The sequence below is a fragment of the Pseudomonas sp. SWI44 genome (assembly GCF_002947915.1).
Taxonomy (GTDB): domain Bacteria; phylum Pseudomonadota; class Gammaproteobacteria; order Pseudomonadales; family Pseudomonadaceae; genus Aquipseudomonas; species Aquipseudomonas taiwanensis.
In genome coordinates, this window is sequence record NZ_CP026674.1 from 1,304,362 (window position 1) to 1,316,481 (window position 12,120).

At 63.0% G+C, this 12,120-nt stretch carries 6 protein-coding genes and 3 pseudogenes; 6 read left to right on the forward strand and 3 right to left on the reverse strand.

What is annotated here, in order from left to right; all coding sequences use genetic code 11:
- Positions 1 to 2: 2 nt before the first annotated feature.
- Positions 3 to 998 carry an alpha/beta fold hydrolase gene (locus C4Q26_RS06335; protein ID WP_023379003.1) on the reverse strand — a complete coding sequence of 332 codons (996 nt, stop codon included), beginning with the start codon at positions 996 to 998 and terminating at the stop codon, positions 3 to 5.
- Positions 999 to 1,195: 197 nt separating this feature from the next.
- On the opposite strand from C4Q26_RS06335, the gene metR reads away from it, so the two are divergent.
- On the forward strand, positions 1,196 to 2,113 hold the full coding sequence (metR, locus tag C4Q26_RS06340; protein WP_023379002.1) for a transcriptional regulator MetR: 918 nt from the start codon (positions 1,196 to 1,198) through the stop codon (positions 2,111 to 2,113).
- Here the strand turns inward: metR and C4Q26_RS06345 are convergent.
- On the reverse strand, positions 2,097 to 2,510 hold the full coding sequence (locus C4Q26_RS06345; protein ID WP_023379001.1) for an NUDIX domain-containing protein: 414 nt from the start codon (positions 2,508 to 2,510) through the stop codon (positions 2,097 to 2,099). The genes metR and C4Q26_RS06345 overlap by 17 nt on opposite strands.
- 160 nt (positions 2,511 to 2,670) lie before the next feature.
- Here C4Q26_RS06345 and C4Q26_RS06350 point away from each other — a divergent pair, with 160 nt between their 5' ends.
- The 5 genes and pseudogenes from C4Q26_RS06350 to C4Q26_RS06380 form a co-directional block, all read left to right on the forward strand.
- Positions 2,671 to 6,957 (forward strand): DEAD/DEAH box helicase, encoded by a 4,287-nt coding sequence (locus tag C4Q26_RS06350; RefSeq protein ID WP_104884030.1) that lies wholly within the window; start codon positions 2,671 to 2,673, stop codon positions 6,955 to 6,957.
- 1,117 nt (positions 6,958 to 8,074) lie between these two features.
- Positions 8,075 to 8,686, forward strand: a pseudogene (locus C4Q26_RS06360) (RHS repeat-associated core domain-containing protein); the annotation flags it as partial.
- 344 nt (positions 8,687 to 9,030) lie between these two features.
- On the forward strand, positions 9,031 to 9,291 hold the full coding sequence (locus C4Q26_RS06365; RefSeq protein ID WP_023378997.1) for a hypothetical protein: 261 nt from the start codon (positions 9,031 to 9,033) through the stop codon (positions 9,289 to 9,291).
- 356 nt (positions 9,292 to 9,647) lie between these two features.
- Positions 9,648 to 9,999, forward strand: a pseudogene (locus C4Q26_RS28695) (RHS domain-containing protein); the annotation flags it as partial.
- A pseudogene (locus C4Q26_RS06380) lies at positions 9,997 to 10,331 on the forward strand (FMN-binding glutamate synthase family protein); the annotation flags it as partial. The pseudogenes C4Q26_RS28695 and C4Q26_RS06380, both read left to right, overlap by 3 nt.
- 52 nt (positions 10,332 to 10,383) lie before the next feature.
- Here C4Q26_RS06380 and C4Q26_RS06385 read toward each other — a convergent pair.
- Complete coding sequence (locus tag C4Q26_RS06385) at positions 10,384 to 11,802, reverse strand: amino acid permease (RefSeq protein ID WP_023378996.1); 1,419 nt, start codon at positions 11,800 to 11,802, stop codon at positions 10,384 to 10,386.
- Positions 11,803 to 12,120 lie beyond the last annotated feature (318 nt).

A 12,120-nucleotide genomic window follows, 5' to 3' on the forward strand; every position in this document is an offset into this window, starting at 1 on the left:
GTTCAAAGCCCGGCAATGTGCGTGACACCTTCGCGTTGCGACTGCAGGTAGGGTAGAACCGCCCCCAGCAACGGCGCCTTGAACGGCTCCTGGAACCGATGCGCCAACCCCGGTATCAGCCGTAACTGGCTGCCCTGAATGTGCGCTGCCAGATGCACACCATGCATCACCGGCAACAGCGGGTCGGCGGTGCCATGCACCACCAGCGTTGGCACCCGCAGTTGGTTGAGCAACTCGACCCGACTTGGCTCAGCGAGAATCGCCATGATCTGGCGCTTCGCCCCTTCAGGATTGAACGCCCGGTCATAGGCGGCCGCGGCCTGCTGCAACAACACCGCCCGATCATCCTGGACTTCGGGGCTGCCCAGCGCAGCCAGCAAGTCCGCCTGCTGCTCGATGGCCACTTGCCGGTTCGGCGCACTGCGACGGGCCAGCAGCTGGACCAAGGCAGGGTTCGGTGCCGGCAAGCCTGCGGCACCGGAGCTGGACATCACCAGTGTCAGGCTACGAACCCGCTCTGGCGCCATGGCCGCCATGTGCTGGGCGATCATGCCGCCCATGCTCACCCCCAGCACATGGAAATCCCCTATCCCCAGTGTATCCATCAGCCGCAAGCCATCACGCGCCATGTCGGTCAGGGTGTAAGGCGCGGCCACCGGCAAGCCAAACTTGTAACGCAGCAACTCGACCGTCAGGTTGGCCGAGGGTGGCAACTGGTTCCAGCGCGACAGGCCAACATCGCGGTTGTCGTAGCGAATGACCCGAAACCCTTGGCGACACAACGCTTGCACCACATCGTCGGGCCAATGAATCAACTGCCCACCTAGGCCCATCACCAGCAGCAAAGCCGGGTCCCTGGGCGCGCCGACGCTCTGGTACACCAGGCTCAACTCACCGATCTCAGCCCGTTGCACCGGTACCTGGGCATCGCAGCGCCCGGTGGCAAAGGTAGTCGGTACGCTGAAAACGAAGCACAAAAAGAACAAGAAGGCCCGCATGAAAGAAACACCAGAATGCATATCCCCAGTAGAGCGTGAGTCTGATGAAATCTGTTCGGGCGCGCTGCCACAGTTCGGTGACAGTTTGATGAACCCTGCTGAGCGGTCAGTACCAAAGGCCAGTCGACAGCCAGGGGCAACATGAGGGAAACTCAACTGAATCCCTTCTCAACCCAGTTTCACCCTCGGAGTCAGCCGTGCTGGAGATCCGCCACCTGAAAACCCTTCATGCCCTGCGCGAGGCCGATAGCCTGGTGGAGGCCGCCGAACGCCTCCACCTGACCCAATCGGCGCTGTCGCACCAGTTCAAGGAACTGGAGGAGCGCCTGGGCATGCCGCTGTTCGTGCGCAAGACCAAACCCATTCGCTTCACCAGCGCCGGTCTGCGCCTGCTGCAACTGGCCGACGCCACCCTACCCTTGCTGCGCGGCGCCGAACGCGATATCGCCCGCCTGGCCGGCGGTACCGCTGGGCGCCTGCACATGGCCATCGAATGCCACAGCTGCTTCCAGTGGCTGATGCCGACCATCGACCAGTTCCGCGACGCTTGGCCGGAGGTGGAGCTGGACCTGGCCTCGGGCTTTGCCTTTGCCCCTTTGCCGGCACTGGCCCGTGGCGACCTGGACCTGGTGGTGACATCCGACCCGGTGGACCTGGCCGGTATCACCTACGTACCGCTGTTTACCTACGAGGCCATGCTCGCCGTGGCCAACCAGCATCCGCTGGCCAGCAAGCCGTACATCGTGCCCCAGGACTTGATCGACCAGACGCTGATCACCTACCCGGTCGAGCGCGACCGCCTGGACATCTTCACCCGCTTCCTCGAACCGGCCGACATCGAGCCGGCGGCTGTTCGCACGTCCGAGCTGACGGTCATGATGATGCAGTTGGTGGCCAGCGGCCGTGGGGTGTGCGGCATGCCCCACTGGGCGCTGCACGAATACAGTTCGCGGGGCTATGTGAAGGGCAAGCGCCTGGGCGAGAAAGGCCTGTTCGCCACGCTCTACGCAGCGGTGCGCACCGACATGCTCGATGCGCCGTACATGCGCGATTTCCTGCTGACCGCCAAGGACACTTCGTTCGCCACCCTCGATGGGGTCAGCGCGGTGCGTTGAGGCCGTCGCGCCACAGCGGCAGGATCAGGTCGCGGGTCAGCGGAGCCAGGTCAAGCGCCGTGGCCTCCTCTGCCGAGAGCCAAATCACTTCTTCGATTTCCGCCGCCGGGGCCACAGCCTCGGCGCAGTCGACGCGGAACAGTTCGGCCTGCACTTCGAATCCAGGCTCGTTGGCAGCCGGAGCGCTGAAGCGGCCCAGGTGCACAGCGGCGTCGGGATCGACGCGCAGGCCCAGCTCTTCATGCAGCTCGCGCACCAGGGCTTGGGCCGGCGACTCGCCCGCGTCGATCTTGCCGCCAGGCTGCATGAAGGCCTGGGTTCCCCGTTTGCGTACCAACAGGGTACGGCCTTGCGGGTCGATCAGCAGGGCGGCGGCGATGCGGATGGTGTTGGACATTGAAGGGCTCGCTGAAAATAAATGCATAGGAGGGCCTGATCGCCAGCCCCTGCCAAACCCGCAGGAGCCAACTTGCCGACGATTGGGGCGCTACAGTCTACAGAAGATCAACGACGAACGGCCCCTTGCCAACCCGACGCTAACCCTCCATAACCAACACATGAACCTGCCAGCCCACCAGCACCCGGTGCTCAAGCTGTTCCATCCCGCCGTCGGCACCTGGTTCCGCCGCCGTTTCGCCACGGTCACCGATGCCCAGGCTCAAGCCTGGCCGCTGATTCATGCCGGACGGTCGATGTTGCTCGCCGCACCGACCGGCTCGGGCAAGACCTTGAGTGCCTTCCTGGCCGTACTCGACGAGCTTTTTCGCGACGGCCTTGACCGAGATGGCGCGCTGCCCGCTCACACCCAGATCGTCTACGTCTCGCCACTCAAGGCCCTGTCCAATGACATCCAGCTGAACCTGCAGGCACCGCTCGAAGGCATCGCCAAAGTCCTGGAAGAGCAAGGCCTGAAGGCACCGCGTATCACCACCGCCGTGCGCACCGGCGATACCCCGCAGAAAGAACGCACCGCCATGCGCAAGCTGGCGCCGCACATTCTGGTGACCACACCCGAGTCGCTGTACATTCTGATGGGCTCGGCCTCGGGCCGCGCAGGCCTGGCCAGTGTGCACACGGTGATCGTCGATGAAATCCACGCCTTGGCCGACAACAAGCGCGGCAGCCACCTGGCATTGACGTTGGAGCGACTGGAGGCGCTGGCCGGGCGACCGCTGCGGCGGATCGGCTTGTCGGCGACCCAGCGACCGGTCGAGCGGGTGGCGCAGTTTCTGGTCGGGCATGGGCGCCCCTGTGCGATCGTCGATGTCGGCCACGTACGCCAGCGTGACCTGGCACTGGAGGTACCACCGGTTCCCCTGGAGGCGGTGATGTCCACCGATGCCTGGGGCCTGGTCTACGATCGTCTCGCCAAACTGGCCCGCGAACACCGCACCACGCTGATCTTCGTCAACACACGGCGCCTGGCCGAGCGCCTGACCCGTCACCTCGGCGAGCGCCTGGGCAACGATGCGGTGGCCGCGCACCACGGTAGCCTGGCCAAGGAGTATCGCCTGGCCGCCGAACAACGGCTCAAGGCCGGCGATCTGCAAGTGCTGGTGGCCACCGCCTCGCTGGAGCTGGGCATCGACATCGGCGACGTCGATCTGGTGTGCCAGATCGCCTCACCCGGCTCGATCGCCGCCTTCCTGCAGCGCGTCGGCCGATCCGGGCACCAGGTCGATGGCGTGCCCAAGGGGCGGCTGTTTCCCACGTCACGGGACGAGCTGATCGAGTGCGTGGCCCTGCTCGACGGCGTGCGCCGGGGAGACCTGGATGAACTGCGAGTCCCCAAAGCGCCCCTGGACGTACTCGCCCAGCAGATCGTCGCGGAAGTGAGCAACCAGCCCTGGGCGGAGTCCGCGCTGTTCGACATGCTGCGCAAAGCCACGCCCTACGCCGAACTCGACGAGGGCCATTACCAAGCACTGTTGCGCATGCTCGCCGATGGCTACAACGGCCGACAGGGCGTGCGCAGCGCCTATCTGCACCGCGACGCGGTCAGTGGCACGGTGCGCGGGCGCCGGGGCAGCCAGCTCACCGCGCTGACCAGTGGCGGCACCATCCCCGAAACCGCCGACTATGCGGTGCTGCTCGAACCTCAGGCGCTGAACATCGGTAGCGTCAACGAAGACTTCGCCGTCGAGAGCATCGCTGGCGACATCTTCCAGTTAGGCAATGCCTCTTACCGCATTCTGCGGGTCGAACCTGGGCGAGTACGTGTCGAAGACGCCCATGGCCTGCCACCGACCATTCCATTCTGGCTCGGCGAGGCGCCGGGCCGCAGCGATGAGTTGTCTGCCGCGGTTGCCCGCCTGCAAGCCCGGGTCGACGAACGCCTGGCAATGAGTGGTGGCGATTTCCCGCCAGTGCTGCAATGGCTGCAGTCCACCTTCGAACTGGACGAAGCCTGCGCCAGCCAGCTACTCGACTACCTGGGCCGTACCCGTCAGGTGCTGGGCGCCCTGCCTTCGCAGCAGACCCTGGTGATGGAGCGTTTCTTCGACGAGTCGGGCGGCACCCAATTGATCATCCACGCGCCGTACGGGAGCCGGATCAACCGCGCCTGGGGCCTGGCCCTGCGCAAGCGTTTCTGCCGCACCTTCAATTTCGAGTTGCAGGCAGCGGCCAGCGAAGACGCTATCGTGCTGTCGCTGTCCACCAGCCACAGCTTCGAGCTCGACGACGTATGGCGTTACCTGTCCAGCCGCAGCGCCGAACACATGCTGGTCCAGGCTTTGCTCGATGCCCCTTTGTTCGGCGTGCGCTGGCGCTGGACAGCATCGGTGGCCCTGGCCCTGCCGCGCTTTGTCGGCGGCCGCAAGGTAGCCCCTCAGATCCAGCGGATGAAAAGTGAAGACCTGATTGCCTCGGTGTTTCCCGACCAGATCGCTTGCCTGGAGAACATCGTCGGCGAGCGGCAGATACCCGATCACCCGCTGGTAGAGCAAACCCTCGACGATTGCCTGCATGAGGCCATGGACAGCGAAGGTTGGTTGGCCTTGCTGCGACGCATCGAAAGCGGCGAGGTACGCTTGCTCAGCCGTGACCTACCGACCCCCTCGCCGCTGGCCTCGGCGATTCTCAATGCCAGGCCGTATGCCTTCCTCGACGATGCCCCGCTGGAAGAGCGGCGCACCCAGGCGGTGCTCAACCGGCGCTGGAACGCGGTGAACAGCCGCGATGACCTCGGCGCGCTGGACGCCGATGCGATCGTCAGCGTACAGGACGAGGCATGGCCACGACCGGGCAATGCCGACGAGATGCATGAAGCCTTGATGAGCCTGGGCGCCATCGGCCATGAAGAGGTCCAGGCCAACCCCAGCTGGGATTTGCTGCTGCGCCAGCTCGCCAAGGCCGGACGAGCCATGCGCCTGACCGCAGCGAAACTCTGGCTGGCGCGTGAGCGCCTGAGCCTGTTGCGGGCGCTCTATCCGGCATCCCCCCTGGAGCCGGCGCTGGACGTGCTGCCGGGCTTCGACCAGGGCATCGACCCGGACAACGCATTGAGCGAGCTGCTACGTGCCCGCCTGAGTGGCTACGGGCCGCAGACCGTGGCCCAGATCGCCGCGCCGCTGGGCCAGCGCCCTGTTGACGTCGAGCAGGCGCTGGCCCGCCTGGAAAGAGAGGGCTACGTATTGCGCGGCCACTTCACTCCTGGGGTGGACGAACCGCAGTGGTGTGAGCGGCACCTGCTTGCGCGCATCCATCGTTACACGGTCAAACGCCTGCGTCGGGAGATCGAGCCGGTCAGTTTGCAGGACTTCATGCGTTTTCTGTTCGACTGGCAGCACCTGGCAGCGGATGAACGCCTGCGCGGCCCGCAGGCCGTGGCCCATGTGCTGGCCCAACTGCAAGGTTTCCCCAGCGCTGCCGGGGCATGGGAAGCAGAGCTGCTACCTGCACGGATCAAGGATTACAGCCCGCACTGGCTCGACGATGCCTGTCGCAGCGGGCAGTTCGCCTGGAGCCGACTGGCCACGACAACGGCGAGCAACACCTTGTCCAGTACGCCATTGGTCCTGCTGCCACGCGAGCACATGAACCTGTGGCGCAGCTTGGCCCCCGAGCCTGCAGCGCAAGCACTGGGCGGGCGGGCGCAACGGGTCTTGGAGGCGCTGCGCGCGCAGGGTGCACTGTTCTTCGACGAACTGGTCGTGGAGGCCCATCTGCTGCCCAGCGAGCTGGAAGCTGCCTTGCAGGAGCTGGTGGGAGCCGGACTGGTAAGCGCCGACAGCTTCACCGGGTTGCGCAGCCTTATCACTCCGGCGGCGAAACGCGCATCGCGCAACAGCCGCCGCGGCCACTCACCGCTATCCAGCAGCATGGCCCATGCCGGACGTTGGGCGTTGCTGCGCAGAGGCAGTGGCCCGGTGGACGAAGGCCAGCGTACAGAACACGTCGCCCGCGCGCTGCTGCGCCGCTATGGGGTGATCTGCTGGCGGCTGCTGGAGCGGGAAAGCGATGTGCTGCCGCCCTGGCGTGAACTGCTGCGTTGCTATCGCCGGCTGGAGGCGCGAGGGGAGATTCGGGGGGGACGCTTCATTGCCGGGCTGGCGGGTGAGCAATTCGCCTTGCCGGAAGCGATCGGTTTGCTGCGCCAGGTAAGGCGCAGAGCACTGGATGGGTCGCTGATCGTCATCAGCGCCAGCGACCCGCTGAACCTGATCGGGACGTTGCTTCCTGGGGTGAAAGTGCCCGCGGTCGCGGGTAACCGTCTACTTTATCGCGATGGCGTGCCGGTGGCGGCGCGGGTGGCTGGGCGTTATAGCTACCTGGTGGAGGGGGTAGCAGGGGAGCAGGCGGTTTGGAAGCAGAAGCTGTTGCGTGACATGGGTGGGGGTTGACTGGGATTCAGGGGGGGCTACGGGCACCAGGATGAGGTTTCTGCGCCTAGGAGATCGAGCGCCGCCCGCGCGGCGCATCGCGAGCAAGGCTCGCTCCTACGTTTGTTTTTGGCCAGTCACGTCAGTGGCAGACGCGCGCGACCGCCGAGATTGATACACACGCACTGATGGGTGCAAGTCGATCTTTCCTACAGTACGGGTCGAATTTGCCTGGCACCTAGTCAGGTAACCCCACTCATACCCTTTGGCCTTCTCGGATTTCCCGACCAGGAAGGCCTGCCAAATGCCCTAAGGTTCCCCCGGGTCCGCGCTGTCCGAGCGCGAGGTCCAGATCGCCATCGCCCCGCTGGAAACCCTGCTGCGCGAAGACCTCGGTGCCGCTGCCGCCGCCGTCGACCAGTGGCTTCAGGACATCAGCTGCGGTCTGCTCGACCTGCAATCGGTGCGTTATCACCTCGAAGCTTCGGTGCCGGTTGTGGCCAACGCCTTCGCCCTGGTGGATGCGCTGCTCGATATCGCCGAGCTGGTACGAAATCCCAGCAACGATCCGCTGCAATGGGTCAGCCTGGGCATCAACCTGATTGGCGTGGTGCCGGTTCCGCTCGGCCTGGCACGGGCGCGCATGGTGCTGCGGCCGGTGCTGCACCTGACCCGACAGAAGCTGCGGCGCAACCCCCGGGCCAACTTGGGCGCGGTGTTCCTGGAAATCCTCGAAGGCCACCTGCACGCCAACCTTCGCGGTGAGCTGGAGCACTACGTCGACGGCGCCCTTGAGCAATTGCCTGCCATGCTCGAAGCCGCCGGCCAGACCGCCAGCCAACTGTTCGGTGGGCTGGCCGGGCTGCTCAAGGACGCCGCTAGCGGCAACCTCGACGCCGAGGCCAACCGTGCCCAGGCCCGCCAACAGCTGGCCCAGGTGGCGCTGTACGACTCCCAGTTCGAAGTCGACGCCTGGACCCTGGCCGCCGCGGCCCTCGCCAATGCTGGAGAAGGCCTGCTCAAGAGCGCCTACAACGGCGTTGCGCGACAGTTCGACGAAGCCTTGCCGAAACTGTTGCAGCCCCTGATCGATACCCTTGAGCGCCTGGCCGCCCGTGTTCCGCGCTTCCTCGACACGCTGGGCCAGGCCAAGCGCCAACGTGATCTCGGCTGTGGCTTCACCCTGTTCGGCTGGGACGGCGACACCCTGGCCTGGGAAAGCTCACCGCCAAGGGACGATGGCGATACCGGGCGTACCGTGCATTATCTGTATGAACCGGGCAGTTTCGTGCCGGTGGCCCAGGCCCTGCGCAAGCGCCCGATCGTGCTGCACAGGCAGCCGGATTGGCGTCAGCGGGAATACGACTTCGATCAGGATCCGTTGTGGCAAACGACGATGCCACCGCAGGCGTTCGATGCGATTGCCTGGTACCACTGTGATCACCTCGGCACGCCGATGGAGCTGACCGATCCGCACGGTAACGTTGCCTGGGCAGGGCAGTACAAGGCGTGGGGAGAGGTGCGGGAGGAGCGTTCGGAGTGGGCCAAGCAGCATGGCCTGAGTAACCCGATTCGCTTCCAGGGGCAGTACCACGATCATGAGACCGGGCTGCATTACAACCGTTATCGGTACTATGACTCAAAGGGCTCTCGCTTTACAAGCCAAGATCCAATAGGGTTGAGCGGTGGACTGAATTTATATGTTTATGTTCCAAGCTCTACACAATGGATTGATCCGCTGGGTTTGTCTGGATGCGTTTGCAAACTGACTGAAACTTCCACTAGCGTGATCAATCAACAAAGACTGAATCGATACTACACTCAGTATGAGAAATACGGCAGTGCTGGAGCAAAAGAGTTAGAGAATGGGCGTTATCGTTTTTATGGAGAGTTGAAGTCGCCTAGGACTCCAGGCGAAATGAAAGGTGCTAGATTGGTACGAGAATGGGATCCTAACACCGATGAACGAAGAACCTGGTATGAAACGGTAGATCACTACAACAATATACGAAGCGTTGCGCCGAAGCCGATAACGCACGAAAAAAATCACCACATATTTGAAGCAAGCGGTAAGTATATCGGCAGGAGGTAGACTTGAATATTGAACCAACTCGCAGCGATATGATAAATAAAATAAAACTTGTGATTGATGGGGTCGAATCACGCAGCGAAGTGGCGAGATGGGCTTTCGCCATCTACGAGGATGACGATTTAAGGATAGCGGACAAGGTTGTACTTAAGTATTTAGAATTGCTGGGCGCTTTAGATCTTCATGGTGTAGACAGGGAGTATCTATACACCGAAGAAGATTTAAATCACTGGTTAAATAGCATAAAAACTGAAGATATCCCTTAGGGAGACACTGCATAAATAGCCAGCCGCCCCTACCCTTGGCACACTGAGCCCCCTCAACCAGCCTCCTCCGTGAGCTTTGTTACGCGCATGCAAAAGACCTTCTCCGAACTCGAATACACCGGCAAGAAAAAGCAGACTCGCCGGGGCGGCTGGCTATTTATGCAGTGTCTCCCTAAGTATCCCCACACGCGGGCAAGCCCAGCGATCTTCCCCAGCCAGGCTGCCCACGAATCTCGCACCTTTAAAGGCCACGTTTACTCATCCCGCCTGATGTAGTCCGCATCCTACGAGTCGTGTCGAACTGCGTCTGACATATCTGGGAAGCACTTTTCCGTACTGTTCGCACCGCGACTTTTGGCGGCCGGCTGCATAAGTATTCGGTAGCGCACTACTGGGACCGGCCGGAAGCGGGACGATGGCAATACCGGGCGTACTGTGCATTACCTGTATGAACCGGGCAGCTTCGTGCCGGTGGCACAGGCCCTGCGCAAGCGCCCGATCGTGCTGCACAGGCAGCCGGATTGGCGTCAGCGCGAGTACGACTTCGATCAGGATCCGTTGTGGCAAATGACGATGCCGCCGCAGGCGTTCCATGCAATTGCCTGGTACCACTGCGATCACCTGGGCACGCCGATGGAGCTGACCGATCAGCACGGCAACGTTGCGTGGGCGGGGCAGTACAAGGCGTGGGGGGCGGTGCGGGAAGAATGCCCGACCGGCGTGGCAACCCAGGATTCATTGCGCCAACGCGCCCTGGTGGTGCCGGACAAGGCCCAGCAGGTGCTGAACTTCCATCACAACACACTGCGCGCCCTGGCCGAAATGCTGGCGGCGGCGGGGTTGGAGCATCCGGCCCAACTGGAAGCCAAGCACCTGGTGCGGCGCGTGTCGGCCACCGAGATCAAGCTGTTCTCGCAGATGCAGTATTCCTCAAGCCGGGGGAGCGGCTTACCGGTGAGGTGGATGGCCAGTTCTACTCGAGTATGTGGCAAATGGCACGGGCAGACAGCTTCGAGCCGCAGGGTGAAACGGTGGCTTGAGCGCTTGCGAATCGAGACCGCCCCCAATGGAAGCGGCCCCGAGAATCTCAGATCAAGACGCCGTGCCGACCGCGCCCTGCTCCTCTTTCGGTGCCAAGCGCAGCGTGTAGTACAGCACCGTCAGCAGCACCAGGAACGCCGGACCGACGTACAACGCCACCCGGGTATCCTCGAAGTACGCCATCAGCCCCACCACCAGCACCAGGAACGCCAGCGCCAGGTAAGAGCTCAGCGGCCACAGCCACATGCGGTACTTCAGGCCCTTCTGCTCAGCCGTGGACAGCCCGGCGCGGAACTTGATCTGGGCCAGCAGGATCATCACCCAAGTCCAGATCGCACCGAAGGTGGCAATCGAGGTCACCCAGACGAACACCTTCTCAGGCACCAGGTAGTTGGCCAGCACACCCAGCAGCAGCGCACCGATCGACAACAGCAAGGCATTGCGCGGCACGCCGTTGCTGGAGGTCTTGGCAAAAGCCGCTGGGGCCTGGCCATTCTGCGCCAGGCTGTAGAGCATGCGCCCGGTGCTGAAGATGCCACCATTGCACGACGACAGCGCTGCGGTGATGACCACAAAGTTGATGATGCCAGCGGCGGTCTTGATGCCCAGGCGCTCGAAGGTCATCACGAACGGGCTGCCCTGGCTACCGATCTCGCTCCAGGGGTAAATCGACAGGATGACGAACAGCGCGCCGACATAGAACAGCAGGATGCGCCAAAACACCGAGCCGATGGCCTGTGGAATGGTCTTTTGCGGGTTGCGCGCTTCACCGGCGGTCAGGCCGATCATTTCCACGCCCAGATAGGCGAACATCACCATCTGCAGCGACATCAGCACACCGGTCACGCCATTGGGCATGAAGCCGCCGTTGCTCCACAGGTTGGAGATACCCACGGCCACACCGTCGTTGCCGAAGCCGAAGGCAATGATGCCGATGCCACCGAGCACCATGGCGATGATCGTGACGATCTTGATCAGGGCAAACCAGAATTCGAACTCACCGAATGCCTTGACCGCGATCAGGTTGATGGCGCCCATGCTGCCCAAGGCGGCCAAGGCCCAGATCCAGCGAGGCACGTCCGGGAACCAGATGCCCATGTAGATGGCCACGGCGGTGATTTCCGCAACGCAAGTCACCAGCCACAGGAACCAGTAGTTCCAACCGGTAAGAAAGCCCGCCAATGGGCCGAGGTAATCCTGGGCGTAGCGACTGAAGGAACCGGCGACGGGATTGTGCACGGCCATCTCGCCCAGCGCGCGCATGATCACCAGAATCGCCAGGCCGCCAATGATGTAGGAAAGCATGATGGCAGGGCCGGCCATTTCGATGGCTTTGGCCGAACCGAGGAAAAGACCGACACCGATACAGGCGCCCAGCGCCATCAGACGAATGTGCCGTTCGCCCAGTTCACGCTTGAGCGGGCCGCCTTGGACGGTCTCGCCGTGGGCAGGGTGGTTGCCGACTGGCATAGCAATACAACCTCATTTTGTTATTGGATTTGACCTTCGTGCAGCCTCAGCCATGCCGATAGGCGTGGCGTTGCTTGTCGGGCTAGCCTTGTGGGAGGGCCCGCATGCCGGAATAGAGCGGTCGGCAAGGCGAAGGGGCCGAGCAGTATAGGAAGGCTGTCGTAGGGCTTTTCACTATAAAAACGGAAGATTTGGGGAAAACTTCCGTCGCTGGCAGGTGCCAGTGGGCCCTCTCGCACGGCTACCATAGCAATATCGGCCTTGAACGAATGCGCCACCAAAGCCGCATTCCCACGTCAGCTTTATGTTCTTCCTACA

Excerpts from the sequence above, each read along its gene's own strand:
- C4Q26_RS06335 (WP_023379003.1), bottom strand. The coding sequence starts at position 998 with ATGCGGGCCTTCTTGTTCTTTTTGTGCTTCGTTTTCAGCGTACCGACT.
- C4Q26_RS06345 (WP_023379001.1), bottom strand. The coding sequence starts at position 2,510 with ATGTCCAACACCATCCGCATCGCCGCCGCCCTGCTGATCGACCCGCAA.
- C4Q26_RS06350 (WP_104884030.1), top strand. The coding sequence starts at position 2,671 with ATGAACCTGCCAGCCCACCAGCACCCGGTGCTCAAGCTGTTCCATCCC.
- C4Q26_RS06385 (WP_023378996.1), bottom strand. The coding sequence starts at position 11,802 with ATGCCAGTCGGCAACCACCCTGCCCACGGCGAGACCGTCCAAGGCGGC.